The organism is Roseateles chitinivorans (assembly GCF_002761755.1).
GTDB lineage: Bacteria > Pseudomonadota > Gammaproteobacteria > Burkholderiales > Burkholderiaceae_C > Roseateles > Roseateles chitinivorans.
The window spans coordinates 24,500-39,406 of sequence record NZ_PEOG01000008.1 but is presented as its reverse complement, the minus strand read 5'-3'; the positions used below and the strand labels follow the sequence as shown (position 1 = coordinate 39,406).

The following is a 14,907-nucleotide window of genomic DNA, read 5'->3' as shown; positions in this document are numbered from 1 at the left end:
AAACGGGAGGCCTTGGCCTCCCGTTCTTCGTGGCGCGATGTCGCGCTGCGCGGTGCGCGGTGCGCGGTGCGGATCAGGTCAGCGTGACGCGGGCGAACTGGCGCTTGCCGACCTGCAGCACCATCGTGCCGGCCTCGACCTTCAACGCCTTGTCGCTGATCGTCACGCCGTCGATCTTGACGCCGCCCTGGTCGATCTTGCGGTTGCCCTCGCTGGTCGAGGGCACCAGGTTCGCCGCCTTCAGCAGCGCGGCGACGCCGATCGGCGCACCGCCCAGCGCGATCTCGGGAATGTCGTCCGGAATGCCGCCCTTGGCGCGGTTGTTGAAGTCGGCCTCGGCCTCGTCCGCCGCCTGCGCGCTGTGGAAACGCGCGGTGATCTCCTTGGCGAGCATCACCTTCGCTTCCTTCGGATTGCGGCCGCCCTCGATCTCGCGCTTCAGCGCCGCGATCTCCTCGATCGACTTGAAGCTCAGCAGGTCGAACCACTTCCACATCTGCACGTCGCTGATCGACAGGATCTTGGCGAACATGCCGTTGGCCGGCTCGGTGATGCCCACGTAGTTGTTCTTGGACTTGGACATCTTCTCGACGCCGTCCAGCCCCTCAAGCAGCGGCATCGTCAGGATGCACTGGGGCTCCTGTCCGTACTCGGCCTGCAGGTGGCGCCCCATCAGCAGGTTGAACTTCTGGTCGGTGCCGCCCAGTTCCAGGTCGGCCTTCAGCGCCACCGAGTCGTAGCCCTGCATCAGCGGGTAGAGGAACTCGTGCACCGAGATCGGCGTGCCGGCGGCGTAGCGCTTGGTGAAGTCGTCGCGCTCCATCATGCGGGCCACCGTGTACTTCGCCGCCAGCTGGATCAGGCCCCGCGCGCCCAGCGGGTCGGACCATTCGCTGTTGTAGCGGATCTCGGTCCGCGCCGGATCCAGCACCAGGCTGGCCTGCTTGTAATAGGTCTCGGCGTTGTGCTTGATCTGTTCCGGCGTCAGCGGCGGGCGCGTGGCGTTGCGGCCGGAGGGGTCGCCGATCATCGAGGTGAAGTCGCCGATCAGGAAGATCACCTGGTGCCCCAGGTCCTGCAGCTGGCGCATCTTGTTCAGCACCACCGTGTGGCCGACGTGGATGTCCGGCGCCGTCGGGTCCAGGCCCAGCTTGATCCGCAGCGGCTGGCCGGTCGCCTCGGAACGGGCCAGCTTTTTCAGCCATTCATCCTGCGGGAGCAGCTCTTCGCAGCCGCGCAGCGATTGCTGCATCGCATGACGGACCCGGTCGGTGATCGGAAATTCGGGGGCCGACGGGGACTGGGTTCGAATGTCAGACATGGCACTTCGGAGCCCGCACGGGCTTACGTAAAGTCTTGATTTATCGGGTTTTCTAGCACTCTCAACCCGGGCACGCCGGTATACTGCCGGCTGTTTTTGCGGGGCGCCAAGAGGGCAATTGACATGCCTGACGGGACGCTGCAACGCAAGACGGCGATTCTAGTGGACGCTCCCCCCAGCATCAGGACGCCTCCGGGCGTCCTTCGCTTGCCGGCGCGTCGAATCGCCGGCCCGGGCCGCCCGGGCCACGCCCTGCGGCGTGGTGACAGGCGGCGCTCCTCAGGCTCCAGAAAGAAGGTCTTCGGCGCGTGATGAATTGGACTGACGAATGGCAGCGCGTGCAGCGCACGCTCGCTCGCGCCGAATCCTTCGCGGCCAAGCACCCGCGTACCCTGACCGGCACCGTCGTCGGTGTCCTGAGCTGCTTCGCGGTGACCGCCTTCGGCGTCGCCCCGATGGCCCCTGATGCCGCGGACCTGCCGCAACGCATCGTTTCCGAATCCATCCCGCTGCAGTCGCTGGACGAGCAACTGGCCGAGCTGGCCGCGTTCGATCCGGGCCTGTCGCGCAGCGACGTCACCCGCGCCGCCGACACCGCCGACTCGCTGCTCAAGCGCATGGGCGCGGCCGACGTTGCCGCCGCCGCCTTCCTGCGCAGCGACGACACCGCCAAGAAGCTGCTGACCGGCCGCGTCGGCAAGCGGGTGCAGGTCGTCGCGACCGCCAGCGGCGAGGTGCAGTCCATCGTCGCCCGCTACGCCGCCGAAGCCAGCGAGCAGCAGGACACCCACTTCACCCGCCTCAGCATCACCCGCGAGGGCGACAAGTTCGTCTCGAAGCTGGAGACCGTGCCGTTCGAGACCCAGACCCGCCTGGGCAGCGGCTCGATCCAATCCTCGCTGTTCGCCGCGACCGACGAGGCCAACGTCCCCGACGCGATCGCCACCCAGCTGGCGGACATGTTCTCCGGCGACATCGACTTCCACCGCGAACTGCGCAAGGGCGACCGCTTCTCGCTGGTCTACGAAACCCTGACCGCCGACGGCGAACCGATCACCTGGGGCAACCGCGCCGGCCGCCTGCTGGCCGCGGAGTTCGTCAACAACGGCAAGAGCTACCAGTCGGTGCTGTTCCGCGACCCGACCAGCGGCAAGAGCAACTATTACGGCTTCGATGGCGAGAGCAAGCGCCGCTCGTTCCTGGCCAGCCCGATGGAGTTCTCCCGCGTGACCTCCGGTTTCGCGATGCGCTTCCATCCGATCCTGCAGACCTGGCGGCAGCACCAGGGCATCGACTACGGCGCCCCCACCGGCACCCCGGTGCGCAGCGTCGGCGATGGCAATGTCGAATTCGCCGGCTGGCAGAACGGTTTCGGCAACGTGGTCCAGCTCAAGCACAGCGGCAACCGCATGACGGTCTACGCCCACCTGAGCCGCATCGACGTCAAGAAGGGCCAGAAGGTCGACCAGGGCCAGAAGATCGGCGCGGTCGGCTCGACCGGCTGGGCCACCGGCCCGCACCTGCACTTCGAGTTCCGGGTGAACGGCAAGCAGCAGGACCCGCGCGTGATCGCGCGCGCCTCGGAAGCCGTCACGCTGCCCGCGACCGCCAAGGCCGCGTTCAAGGCCCAGGTTGCCAGCGCGAAGATCGCGCTCGACGCCGCCTCGTCCATCCACGAGGGTGTCGTCGGCGAATGAGCCGACGGTCGCCCGCGAGCTTCGACAGGCCACGCGGCGATGACGATGTCTGGTGCGGAGCTCTACATCGGCTTGATGTCCGGCACCTCGCTGGATGGCGTCGACGCGGTCCTGCTGCGCGCCGACCCGGCGGGGCAGGTCCAGGCCCTTGCACATGAATACCAGCCCTTCGGCGCCGAGTTGCGTGCCGAACTGCTGGCGCTGAACAGCCCCGGCGAGAACGAACTGCAACGCGCCGCCCTCGCCGGCAACGCGATCGCGCGGGTGTATGCGACGGCTTGCCGCGCGTTGCTCAATGCACAGCGCCGGGTCCCGCAGGAGATTCGCGCACTCGGTGCGCATGGCCAGACGGTCCGACATCGCCCCGGCGACTTCGACGGCACCGGCTTCACCTTGCAGCTGCTGAATGCGGCGTTGCTCGCCGAACTCACGGGCATCGCCGTCGTCCACGACCTGCGCAGCCGAGACCTCGCTGTCGGCGGTCAGGGCGCACCGCTGGTGCCGGCGTTCCATCGGGCGGCGCTGGCCCAGCCGGGGAGCGATATCGTCGTGCTGAATGTCGGCGGCATCAGCAACGTCAGCCTGCTCTGGGCCGACGGCCGCTGCGGGGGTTTCGACTGTGGTCCTGGCAACTGCCTGATGGACGGTTGGATCCATCGGCATCAGGGCGCGAGCTACGACGCCGGCGGCCAATGGGCCGCGCAGGGGCAGGTGCATGCCGGATTGCTCGCCGCGCTGCTCGCCGAGCCCTACTTCCATCAGGCGCCACCGCGCAGCACCGGGCGCGACCTCTTCCATCTCGGATGGCTGGATGAGCGCATTGCGGCGCATGCGCCGGAAGCCTCCGCGGTCGACGTGCAGGCCACGCTGCTCGAGTTGAGCGCGCGCTGCGTCGCCGACAGCCTGGCCGCCCATGCGCCGGGCCGCTGGCAAGAGCTGCTGGTCTGCGGCGGCGGTGCATTCAACGACGCGCTGCTTGGACGCCTGCACGCGCTGCTGCCCGGCGTGACGGTGGCGACCACCGATCACCGCGGACTGCCGCCGATGCAGGTCGAGGGCGCCGCATTCGCCTGGCTGGCCATGCGCCACGTGCGCGGGCTGCCGGGCAACCTTCCTGCCGCGACCGGCGGCACCGGTTTCCGCGTGCTGGGCAGCTACACGCCTGCCTGAGCCAGAAACGACAAGACCGCCCGAAGGCGGTCCTGGTCTTGGGGCCCGACACGTGCGTCGGGCGGTGAAGGGATTGGCGGGCGATCAGACCGAGAAGCTGGAACCGCAACCGCAGGTGGTTTGCGCGTTCGGGTTCTTGATCACGAACTGGGCGCCTTGCAGGTCTTCCTTGTAGTCGATCTCGGCGCCGACCAGGTATTGCAGGCTCATCGCGTCGATCAGCAGCGTCACGCCGTTCTTGGCCATCTGCGTGTCGTCGTCGTTGACAGCCTCATCGAAGGTGAAGCCGTACTGGAAGCCGGAGCAGCCGCCGCCCTGGACGAACACGCGCAGCTTCAGGTCGGGATTGCCTTCTTCCAGCACCAGCTCACGCACCTTTTCAGCCGCGCTGTCGGTGAAGACCAGCGGAGCCGGCATGTCGCCCATGCCGGTGGTTTGGGTTTCGAGGACTGCGCTCATCGTGGATCCTGTTGTGTCGGAGGAATGGCGGGAATTATCTCAAAGCCCCCGCCGGGTGGGCAGGCACTTGGAGATAGCCCCTTCGGCAGGATGTGCAGCCCGCCAGATAAAAAACAAGGCCGCTGAAAACAGCGGCCTTGCCTTGCTTTCGCCGTTGGCGGAACCCCAACCCGGATTCCACCAGCGAACGGAAGTCGATCAGCGCTTGCTGAACTGCTTCCGGCGACGGGCGCCGTGCAGACCGACCTTCTTACGCTCGACTTCACGCGCGTCACGCGTGACGAAGCCAGCGCGGCTCAGTTCGGGCTTCAGGGCCGCGTCGTAGTCGATCAGCGCGCGGGTGATGCCCAGACGCACCGCGCCGGCCTGGCCGGACTCGCCGCCGCCGTGCACGTTGATCTTGATGTCGAAGGCCTCGCCATTGTTCGTCAGCAGCAGGGGCTGGCGCGAAATCATGATCGAGGTCTGACGGCCGAAGTACTGCTCGATCGAGCGGCCGTTCACCGTGATTTGGCCGGTGCCCTTCTTGATGAAGACACGTGCCACCGACGACTTGCGACGGCCGGTACCGTAGTTCCAGTTTCCGATCATCACGGCTCCTTAGATTTCCAGCGCCTTGGGCTGCTGGGCGGTGTGCGGATGCGTGTCGCCCGCGTACACCTTCAGCTTCTTGATCATCGCGTAGCCCAGCGGACCCTTGGGCAGCATGCCCTTGACGGCCTTCTCCAGGGCACGGCCCGGATGCTTGGCTTGCATGTCCTTGAACTTGGTGGCGTAGATGCCGCCCGGGAAGCCCGAGTGACGGTAGTACACCTTGTCCGTGGCCTTGTTGCCGGTGACACGCAGCTTCTCGGCGTTGATGATGACGATGAAGTCACCGGTGTCGACGTGAGGCGTGTAGATGGCCTTGTGCTTGCCGCGCAAACGGAGTGCCACTTCGCTGGCAACACGTCCGAGCACCTTGTCGGTGGCGTCAATCACAAACCACTCGTGCGTCACTTCGGCCGGCTTGGCGCTGAAGGTCTTCATGAGATTCTTTCAAAAGGCTGAACTTCGGGCGATCTGCCCCCGTACGTTCGGTGCACGCTTGTCGGCGACGTGAATCGCGCGGCCTCTCACGGACGTTCCCCCGCTGCCTTGGAAACGGGAAAGCCGGCGAGTCTAGCAGAACCGGCTGAAAAGGCCAAATCCAGGCGCCCGCCGGCCCGGCGCATGCGCTGCAGCGCCGGCTTTCCACCTCGGTTCCGGGACGAATTCGGCCCCGGGCGGAAGCCCCGCCACCCGCTTTCCCCGCTAGCATCCGAGCCCATCCGCCGCCGCGCCATGACCACTCCGCCAGATTCCCGGCCCGCCCCGACGCCCGACCCCACGCCGGACGAGGCACCGCGCTCGCGCTGGCATCCCCGCGCGATGCTGGCGCGCTGGACCGGCTGGGTGCCGATCCGCTCGCTGGGACGGCGCCATCGCAAGCGCATCCTGCAGCACCTGCTGGCGCTGGGCGAACGCGACCGCTACCTGCGCTTCGGCTACCCGGCGCGTGACGAGCAGATCCAGAAATACGTGGCCGGCCTGGATTTCGTCCGCGACGAGGTCCTGGGCATCTTCAACCGCCGGCTGCAGCTGATCGCGGTGGCCCACCTGGCCTACGCGCCGGCGCCGCAGATCAAGGGGCGGCCGGCGATGGCCGAGTTCGGCGTCTCGGTCGCCACCACCGCGCGCGGCAAGGGTTTCGGCGGCCGCCTGTTCGAGCGCGCCGCGCTGCACGCCCGCAACCGCGGCATCGACACGCTGTTCATCCACGCCCTCAGCGAGAACGCCCCGATGCTGAAGATCGCCCGCAACGCCGGCGCGACCGTCGAACGCGACGGCGGCGAATCCGAAGCCTGGCTGCGCCTGCCGCCGGACTCGGTGTCCTCCCATGTGGACGAGGCGCTCGAGCGCCACATGGCCGAATGGGACTTCCAGTTCAAGCGTCACATGCGCACCGTCGGCGAATTCCTGGACGGCGTGGCCGAGGTGAAGTCCCGCATCCGCAAGGTCCGTGACCGGTCGGACGACCAGTCCGCCGACCCCGGATCGAAACGCTGATCGCACAGTCGGCGGCGGAATTCCGCTGCGGCCCACCCGATTCCAGGGGGGCGTCCGGATGCATTTTGTAACGCCTTTCCGCTACATTCGCCCGATTCGCCGGTCCGCTGCGCGCTGTCCTCGCCGCCTCCGAGCGACCCTCGGCGCCCCGTTGCGCCATCCGTCCGGTCCGTCCAGTTCGTTGGGATATGCAGAACCTGCTTCCGTGGATCATCGCGGGACTGTCGGCGCTGGCGGTCCTGGGACTGCTCGCCGCGCTGCTGCTGCGGCGCCCCCGGCGCGAGCGCAAGCCCCTGCCCACCGAGTGGTCGCTGAGCCCGCGCCCGGTCTTCAGCGCGGACGAACGCCGCGTCTTCCGCCTGCTGCGCGAAGCCCTGCCGCACCACGTCGTGATGTGCAAGCTGCCGATGGTGCGCTTCTGCCAGCCGACCGAGGCCCGCGATGTGCGCTACTGGTATGAACTGCTGGGCGGCATCAGCGTGAATTTCGCGATCTGCAGCCCCAATGGCCGCGTCCTGGCGGCGATCGACCTGGAAACCGACCGTCCCGGCTCGTCCCGCAGCCTGCAGATCAAGCAGGCGGTGCTGGCCGCGTGCCGGATCCGCTACCTGCGCACCTCGGTCGACCACCTCCCGAGCGCGACCGAGCTGCAGTTGCTCGTGCCCTACAGCAACCAGGGCAGCCGCGCCAGCATGGCGCCGATGCCGCGCGCCAGCTCGCATCCGCCCGTCACGAGCGCCGCCGCACCGCGCCGCGCCGCGCCGGTGGCGCCGGCCGCGCGCAACACGCTGTGGAACGACTCGCCGGTCTTCAGCGATTCCTTCTTCGCACCCGACAGCCGCTATGACGCCTTCGGCGGCGGCGAGTCGATGCAGGCGCCGCTGTCGTCGATGCCCGCGCCGATGTCGACCACGATGGCGCCGCTGCCGCCGGCCGAGCCCCGGGCCCGCGGCTACCGGCCGCGCGCCGGCATGCAGGAGGCCAGCGGCTTCCGCGACTCCCAGCTCGGCCGGGATTCCCAGTTCGGCCACGACTTCCCGCCCCTGCCCGGCGAAGCGCCGGACGCCGACATCGGCGGGGTGGTCGTCGATTCGCCGCGCTACGGGCGGCGCTAAGCTACGCGCCTGCTCCGCTTCCTCGAGGACACACGACGGCGCTCCGGCGCCGTTTTCGTTGCCTCCGCGACTCCATGACTGACACGACGGCCGGTTTCGGCCTCCTGACGCCCGAGCTGATGCTCGATGCCCTCGAGCATGCCGGCCTGCGGCCCGACGGCCGCCTGCTGCAGCTCAATTCCTACGAGAACCGCGTGCTGCTGGCGCATCTGGAGGACGGCACGGCGGTGGTGGCGAAGTTCTACCGGCCCGGCCGCTGGACCGACGCGCAGATCCTGGAGGAGCACGCCTTCGCGCGGGCGCTGGCGGCGGCAGAAGTGCCGGTCGTCGCGCCGCTGACGCTGACCACCGACGGTGCCGTGGGCACGCTAGGCCATTTCCAGGGTCAGCGCTTCGCGGTCACGCCGCGCCAGGGCGGCCGTGCGCCGGAGCTCGAGGATCCGGAGGTGCTGCGCTGGATCGGCCGTTTCCTCGCGCGGATGCACGACGTCGGCCAGGCCGAGCCGTTCCATGCGCGACTCGCCTGGAACAGCGCCGCGCCGGCCCGCGATGCCCGCGACTGGCTGCGCGCCCAGGACACCCTGCCGCCGGAACTCTCGGCCAACTGGCACGATGCCGCCGCGCGCTGCATCGACGCGATCGACGCTGCCTTCGACAGCCTGCCGGACCGGCGCTCGCTGCGGCTGCACGGCGACTGCCACCCCGGCAACATCCTGTGGACGCCGGACCGTGGCCCGCACTTCGTCGACCTCGACGACGCGGCCCAGGGGCCGGCGGTGCAGGACCTGTGGATGCTGCTGTCCGGCGACCCGGACGCGGCGCGGATCCAGCGCGACGCGTTGCTGGACGGCTACGAGAGCGTGCGCGAGTTCGACTGGCGCGAGCTGCGCCTGGTGGAAGCGCTGCGCACGCAGCGCATGATCCACCACAGCGCCTGGCTCGCGCGGCGCTGGGACGACCCGGCCTTCCCGCTGGCCTTCCCGTGGTTCGGGACGCCCAACTACTGGAGCGACCAGGTCGTCAAGCTGCGCGAGCAGCTCGAGGCCATGCAGTCGGCTGCGGAGCGCTTCTGACGACGCTCAGCCCAGCAGCAGCGCGTTGACGCGGCGCACGTAGGCGGCCGGGTCCTCCAGCACGCCGCCCTCGGCCAGCAGCGCCTGGTCGAACAGCACCTGCGCCAGATCGCCGAAGCGCGGTTCGTCGCCCTCGATGGCGCCGAGCTTCTTCACCAGCGCGTGGTCGGGGTTGATCTCCAGCGTCGGCAGCGCGGTCGGCGCGTTCTGGCCGGCCTGCTTGAGCATGCGGGCCAGGTGGCCGCTGATGTCGCCTTCCTCGACCACGACGCAGGCCGGCGAGTCGACCAGGCGGGTGGTCACGCGCACATCCTTGGCGCGGCCCTCGAGCGCCGTCTTCAGACGGTCCAGCACCGGCTTGAACTGCTCGGCGGCCTCCTCGGCCTTCTTCTTCTCTTCCTCGTCCTGGAGCTGGCCCAGGTCGACGGCGCCCTTGGCGACCGACTGGAGCGACTTGCCTTCGAACTCGTAGAGGTGGGACAGCATCCACTCGTCGACGCGCTCGGTCAGCAGCAGCACCTCGATGCCCTTCTTGCGGAAGATCTCCAGCTGCGGGCTGTTCTTCGCGGCGGCCAGGCTGTCGGCGGTGATGTAGTAGATGGCCTCCTGGCCCTCCTTCATGCGCGACACGTAGTCGGCGAAGGAGACGTTCTGGTCGGCATGCGTCGACGCGAAGCGCAGCAGCTTGACCAGGCGTTCCTGGTTGGCGTGGTCCTCGCCGACGCCCTCCTTCAGCACCTGGCCGAAGTCGGTCCAGAAGCGGGCGTACTTGTCGCGCTCGGTGGCGTCCTCGCTGTTGGCCAGCGACTCGAGCATCGACAGCACCCGCTTGGTCGACCCCTCGCGGATGGCCTTCACGTCGCGGCTCTCCTGCAGCAGCTCGCGGCTGACGTTCAGCGGCAGGTCGGCCGAGTCGATCACGCCCTTGACGAAGCGCAGGTAGACCGGCATCAGCGCCTCGGCGTCGTCCATGATGAAGACGCGCTTGACGTACAGCTTCACGCCGCCGCGCTTGTCGCGGTTCCACAGGTCGAAGGGCGCCTTGGCCGGGATGTAGAGCAGCTGGGTGTACTCGCTGCGGCCCTCGACGCGGTTGTGGGTGAAGGCCAGCGGCGGCTCGGTGTCGTAGCTGATCTGCTGGTAGAACGCGTCGTACTCGGCCTGCGTGATGTCGCTCTTGGCGCGGGTCCACAGCGCGGAAGCCTTGTTCACCGGCTCCCACTCGTCCTTCAGGACCTGCGTCGCCTTGTCGGCATCCCACTCCTCCTTGCGCATCAGGATCGGCAGCGAGATGTGATCGGAGTACTTGGCGATCGTCGACTTCAGCCGCCAGGTCTTGAGGAACTCCTCCTCGCCCTCGCGCAGGTGGAGGATGACGTCGGTGCCGCGGCCCGGCTTGGTGATGGTCTCGACCTCGAAGTCGCCGGTGCCCTCGGAGCTCCAGCGCACGCCCTGGTCGGCCGGCAGGCCGGCGCGGCGCGATTCGACGGTGATGCGGTCGGCGACGATGAAGCCGGAGTAGAAGCCCACCCCGAACTGGCCGATCAGGTGGGCATCCTTCTTCTGGTCGCCCTCGAGCTTGGCCATGAACTCGCGGGTGCCGCTCTTGGCGATGGTGCCCAGGTGGGCGATGGCCTCTTCCGCCGACAGGCCGATGCCGTTGTCGCTGATGGTGACGGTGCGGGCCTCGGCGTCGAAGGAGACGCGGACCTCGAGATTGGGCTGGTCTTCCAGGAACTGGGGATGGTCCAGGGCCTCGAAACGCAGCTTGTCGCAGGCGTCGGAGGCATTGCTGACCAGCTCGCGCAGGAAGATTTCCTTGTTCGAGTAGAGCGAGTGCGTCACCAGATGCAGGATCTGCTTGACCTCGGCCTGGAAGGAATGGGTTTGCTTGTCCATCGTTCGAAAGAAGGGTGGATGAGAGAAACGGGTGGAGAGCCACCCCGATTGGGGGCGGATTATCGCGGCGGGGCACATGGGCGCGGCCGCGCCGATTTCAAGGGGCCGCCTCTACACTCCCGGCCCTATGCCGATGATCTACTGGTTCGATTTGCTGGGCGTGGCGGTCTTCGCCGTCAGCGGGGCGCTGGCCGCGATGCAGGCCGGGCTGGACCTGTTCGGGCTGCTGGTCATCGCGGCGATGACGGCGGTCGGCGGCGGCACCTTGCGCGACCTGCTGCTGAACCGGCATCCGGTGTTCTGGATGAAGGACACGCGCTACCTGCTGGTGATCGTGGCCAGCGCGCTGGCGGCGCTGATGGTCGGCCCCTTCCCGGGGCACGCGATCGCGGTGCTCAAGATCGCGGACGCGCTGGGCCTGGCGCTGTTCGCGCTCTGCGGCACGGAGATCGCCGAGGAGCACGGCGTGAAGCCGATGCCCGCGCTGCTGATGGGCACGCTGACCGCCTGCGGCGGCGGCGTGCTGCGCGACGTGTTGAGCGGCCAGGCGCCACTGCTGCTGCGCAAGGACATCTACGCGACCGCCGCGATCGGCGGCATCGCGCTGTACTTCGCGCTCAAGGCGATGGGCCTGCCGATGCGCTGGGCCTTCGTGCTGGGCATGGTCGGCGTGGCCGCGCTGCGCCTGGCGGCGCTGTACTTCGGCTGGCAGCTGCCGGCGCTGCAGATGCTGCAGCTTCACTGACGGCGGTCGCCGCCGTCCTCGTCCGCCTCGTCGTCGGCCAGTCCTTCGTCGTCCTCGTCCTCGTCAGCGTCGTCGAGCGCGTACTCGTCGCGCGTGCCACGCTTGGCCAGCGCGGCGCGGGCTTCCTTCTCGGCGAGCCTGGCCGCCTCGGCGGCCTCGGCCGCCTCGGTCCACTCGGCGAATTCCGCCGGCGTCTCCAGCGTGATCCGGCCGAGCTGTCCCTGGCGCAGGTCGTACAGCAGGATCTCGGCGGCCTTCTGCGTGTTGATGCGGCCGCCAGACAGCACCGCGCCGCGCCGCTTGCCGATCAGCGCCAGCACCTCGCCGTCCAGCAACGCGGCGTCCGGCTCCAGCTGGTAGCGGCTCTTGAGCGACTGCGGATAGTGCCGGCGCAGGTAGCCCAGCAGGTCCAGCGCCACCACCTCCTCCTCGAAGGCATTGCGGCCGACCGCGCCGCTGGCGGCCAGGTTGATGCCGGCCTCGGGCACGCGGATCTTGGGCCAGAGCATGCCCGGCGTGTCGAAGAGGTAGACGCCCTTGTCGAGCAGGATCTTCTGCTCGATCTTGGTGATGCCCGGCTCGTCGCCGGTGGCTGCGGCCCGCTTGCCGACGATCGTGTTGATCAGCGTCGACTTGCCGACGTTCGGGATCCCGCAGATCAGCACCCGCAGCGGCTTGTCCAGCCCGCCCCGGTGCGGCGCGAGCGCACGGCATTCGGCCGCCATCAGCTTGGCCAGGCCCGGCTGGCCCTGGTGGATCGCCACCGCGTGGGTGTTCGGCTGCGCGCGGTAGAAGGCCAGCCACTCCGCCGTGCGGGCGGGATCGGCCAGATCCTGCTTGTTGAGCAGCTTCAGCGCCGGCCGGCCAGCGGTCAGCTGCGCGATCAGCGGATTGGCGCTGCTCGCGGGCACGCGGGCATCGAGCATCTCGATGACCACGTCGATGCCGCTTTTCATGCGCTCGCGGATCGCGCCCCGGGTCTTGTGCATGTGCCCGGGAAACCATTGAATCGCCATGGGGCGGGATTGTCGGCGATCTGGGCGGGCGTCTTCCAGCGACGAAGGCCGCTCGCGCGGCCTTCGTTGGTGGCGGTCATCCGCTCGCGCCACGCGGAGCGGCGCCGGCGGGAGGCTCCCGGCTCAGTCTTCGTTCTTGAAGACCAGCTTGACCTCGTGCGTCTCCTTCTGGCCGCTCGGCTCGAACTTCCAGTCCATCAGCGCGCGGGTGACGGCCTTGTCGAAGACCTTGCGCGGCTCGGCCTCCAGGATCTCGACGCCCGACACCTTGCCGTCCGGGTCGATGTTCATCTTGGCGCGCACCGACCCCTGCGAGATCGACTGGCGGGCGGCCTCGGCCGGGAACTCCGGCGGCACCTTCTTGACGATCTTGGGGGTGGCGTGGGCGCCGGCGGCCAGCAGCAGCGCGGCGGCCAGGCCCAGCAGGGTGCGGGACAGGGCGGGGGTCAGGTTCTTGCTCATCTTGGGACCTCGTACGTCTTGGGTGAGGAAAGCGGTGTTTCCGGTAGGAACTGGGGCGACTCGGGGCGCGGTCGGGGCTTCAGGTCGCCGAGCGCGCGGTGCTGAAGAAGCCGACGGCCTGCACCAGGCGCGAGCTGCTGTCGCGCAGCGAGTCGGTGGAGCGGGTCAGCTCGTCCACCAGCGTCGTGTTCTGCTGCGTCGCGCGGTCCAGCTCGTTCATCGCGTTGTTCACGACGCCGACGCCAGCCGCCTGCTCCTGGGCCGAATGCGAGATCTCCTCGATCAGCTGGCCCATGTTGTTGACCTCGTCCACGACCGAGCGGATGGTCGCGCCGGCGTTGTTGACCAGGGCGGTGCCGTTCTCGACCTTCACCGACGACTCCTGGATCAGCACCTTGATCTCCTTGGCCGCCTGCGCGGAGCGCGAGGCCAGGGCGCGCACTTCCGATGCGACCACCGCGAAGCCCTTGCCGTGCTCGCCGGCCCGGGCCGCTTCCACCGCGGCATTCAGCGCCAGGATGTTGGTCTGGAAGGCGATGCCGTCGATGACGCCGATGATGTCGCCGATCTTGCGCGAGCTCGCGCTGATCTCCTCCATCGTCGACACGACCTGGCTCACCACCGTGCCGCCGGCCGAGGCCGACTGGCGCGCCTTGCTGGCGATGCTGGCGGCCTTGCGGGTCAGCTCGCTGGCGCCGTTCAGGTTGGAGGCGATCTGCTCCACCGACGCGGCGGTGTTCTGCAGGCTCTCGGCGGAACGCGCGGTGCGGTCCGAGAGATCGACATTGCTGCCGGCGATCTCGTTGGAGTTCTGGGCGACCTCGCCCGCCGCGGCGCTCACGCTGGCCACCACGCCGGACAGCGCGGTCTGCATGTCGCGCATCGCGTGCAGCATCTGCGCCAGTTCGTCCGAACCCTGCACATCGATGTGCTGCGACAGGTCGCCGGAGCTGATCGCCTGCGCCGCGTCCTTGGCCTTGCGCGCCGGCACGATGATCGAGCGGGCGATCGTCAGGCCGCCGACACCGCCGATGACCACGGCGATCACCACCAGCACGCCGGTGATGACGATCGACTGGTTCGCCAGCTTCGCGCCGCCTTCGGCCAGCGCGCGGCCACCGGCGAACTGCAGCTCGACCAGGCTCTTGAGCGTGTCCTGGTAGTCCTTCTGCGCGGGACGCACGTCCTTGATCAGGGTCTCGCGGGCCTCGTCCGGGCTGCCGTCCTGCTGCACCGCCAGGAACTTGGAGACCGAGGCGGCGAACTTGGCCTGATGCTCGCGCACCTTGGCCACGACGTCCTTGTCTTCCTTGACGTCGGCGACCTTGGCCTCGAGCTCGGTCAGCTGCTGCTGGCCTTCCTCGAGCGCCGCGGCGATGTCGGCCTTCTGGCGCTTGATCGCATTGGCGGTGTCCAGCAGCAGCAGGTCGCGGGAGGCGCGCGCGATGATGTTGACGTCGCTCTCCAGCGTATTGGCCAGGGCGATCTTCACCAGGCTGGAGTTGGCCGTCGTACTCAGGTCATGGGAGAGGCGGCTGGCGTTGTGGGCGCCGAAAGCGCCGATCACGACCAGCAGCAGGATCAGCAGCGCATAGCTCAGCGTCAGGCGCTGGCCGATACGCAGGCGGGACAGAAACGACATCGATTCCCTCGCAACGATTGAGTTGTTGTTGATTGGCCGGACCGTCGCGGACACGTCGGCGCTCATGGCGCCGGCGCTGCGGTCCGACCATCGGATTCGGCGCGATCATCGTTGGACTTGATCCGGCGCTCCCATGCCGGTTCCGAGGGCTCGTGAAATCTGACGCGGCACTTGCAACTGAATGCAAACAGCGTTTTCACCGGCTCGGTAGAAGCCCTAA

14 protein-coding genes are annotated in these 14,907 nt (G+C 68.5%); 6 read left to right on the top strand and 8 right to left on the bottom strand.

Annotated elements, in window-relative coordinates; translation table 11 throughout:
• Positions 1-73: 73 nt before the first annotated feature.
• Positions 74-1,252, bottom strand: a complete 1,179-nt coding sequence (tyrS, locus tag CS062_RS03150; protein ID WP_438270450.1) for a tyrosine--tRNA ligase — start codon at positions 1,250-1,252, stop codon at positions 74-76.
• A 380-nt stretch (positions 1,253-1,632) separates the two neighbouring features.
• Between tyrS and CS062_RS03145 the strand changes: the two genes are divergently transcribed.
• Both CS062_RS03145 and CS062_RS03140 read left to right on the top strand, forming a co-directional pair.
• Positions 1,633-3,018: a M23 family metallopeptidase gene (locus CS062_RS03145; protein ID WP_099860010.1), complete on the top strand. Its 1,386-nt coding sequence runs from the start codon at positions 1,633-1,635 to the stop codon at positions 3,016-3,018.
• Between the two features lie 39 nt (positions 3,019-3,057).
• Positions 3,058-4,188 carry an anhydro-N-acetylmuramic acid kinase gene (locus CS062_RS03140; RefSeq protein ID WP_099860009.1) on the top strand — a complete coding sequence of 377 codons (1,131 nt, stop codon included), beginning with the start codon at positions 3,058-3,060 and terminating at the stop codon, positions 4,186-4,188.
• 84 nt (positions 4,189-4,272) lie between these two features.
• On the opposite strand, the gene erpA is transcribed toward CS062_RS03140, so the two are convergent.
• The 3 genes from erpA to rplM all read right to left on the bottom strand — a co-directional run bounded on the left by erpA (position 4,273) and on the right by rplM (position 5,676).
• Complete coding sequence (erpA, locus tag CS062_RS03135; RefSeq protein WP_091727353.1) at positions 4,273-4,647, bottom strand: iron-sulfur cluster insertion protein ErpA; 375 nt, start codon at positions 4,645-4,647, stop codon at positions 4,273-4,275.
• A 198-nt stretch (positions 4,648-4,845) separates the two neighbouring features.
• Positions 4,846-5,238, bottom strand: coding sequence for a 30S ribosomal protein S9 (gene rpsI, locus CS062_RS03130; protein ID WP_091727356.1), 393 nt, complete (start codon positions 5,236-5,238; stop codon positions 4,846-4,848).
• Between the two features lie 9 nt (positions 5,239-5,247).
• Entirely contained in the window at positions 5,248-5,676 is a 429-nt protein-coding gene (rplM, locus tag CS062_RS03125) for a 50S ribosomal protein L13 (RefSeq protein WP_067065533.1), read from the bottom strand.
• Positions 5,677-5,970: 294 nt separating this feature from the next.
• On the opposite strand from rplM, the gene CS062_RS03120 reads away from it, so the two are divergent.
• The 3 genes from CS062_RS03120 to CS062_RS03110 all read left to right on the top strand — a co-directional run bounded on the left by CS062_RS03120 (position 5,971) and on the right by CS062_RS03110 (position 8,923).
• A complete protein-coding gene (locus tag CS062_RS03120; protein WP_368372845.1) occupies positions 5,971-6,735 on the top strand; it encodes a GNAT family N-acetyltransferase in 765 nt (254 codons plus the stop codon).
• Between the two features lie 188 nt (positions 6,736-6,923).
• The gene (locus CS062_RS03115; RefSeq protein ID WP_099860007.1) at positions 6,924-7,850 is read left to right on the top strand and encodes a DUF2726 domain-containing protein; all 927 of its coding nucleotides are present in this window, start codon (positions 6,924-6,926) and stop codon (positions 7,848-7,850) included.
• A gap of 74 nt (positions 7,851-7,924) precedes the next feature.
• Positions 7,925-8,923, top strand: a complete 999-nt coding sequence (locus tag CS062_RS03110; protein ID WP_099860006.1) for a serine/threonine protein kinase — start codon at positions 7,925-7,927, stop codon at positions 8,921-8,923.
• Between the two features lie 6 nt (positions 8,924-8,929).
• Here CS062_RS03110 and htpG read toward each other — a convergent pair whose 3' ends face one another.
• Positions 8,930-10,822: a molecular chaperone HtpG gene (gene htpG / locus CS062_RS03105; protein ID WP_099860005.1), complete on the bottom strand. Its 1,893-nt coding sequence runs from the start codon at positions 10,820-10,822 to the stop codon at positions 8,930-8,932.
• A gap of 127 nt (positions 10,823-10,949) precedes the next feature.
• Here htpG and CS062_RS03100 point away from each other — a divergent pair, with 127 nt between their 5' ends.
• A complete protein-coding gene (locus CS062_RS03100) occupies positions 10,950-11,567 on the top strand; it encodes a trimeric intracellular cation channel family protein (RefSeq protein ID WP_233217885.1) in 618 nt (205 codons plus the stop codon).
• Here CS062_RS03100 and ylqF read toward each other — a convergent pair.
• The 3 genes from ylqF to CS062_RS03085 all read right to left on the bottom strand — a co-directional run bounded on the left by ylqF (position 11,561) and on the right by CS062_RS03085 (position 14,687).
• Complete coding sequence (gene ylqF / locus CS062_RS03095; protein WP_099860004.1) at positions 11,561-12,583, bottom strand: ribosome biogenesis GTPase YlqF; 1,023 nt, start codon at positions 12,581-12,583, stop codon at positions 11,561-11,563. The two genes, CS062_RS03100 and ylqF, sit on opposite strands and share 7 nt — an antisense overlap.
• A 123-nt stretch (positions 12,584-12,706) precedes the next feature.
• Complete coding sequence (locus CS062_RS03090; protein ID WP_099860003.1) at positions 12,707-13,045, bottom strand: energy transducer TonB; 339 nt, start codon at positions 13,043-13,045, stop codon at positions 12,707-12,709.
• Positions 13,046-13,124: 79 nt separating this feature from the next.
• The gene (locus CS062_RS03085; RefSeq protein ID WP_158238651.1) at positions 13,125-14,687 is read right to left on the bottom strand and encodes a methyl-accepting chemotaxis protein; all 1,563 of its coding nucleotides are present in this window, start codon (positions 14,685-14,687) and stop codon (positions 13,125-13,127) included.
• Between the last annotated feature and the right edge of the window lie 220 nt (positions 14,688-14,907).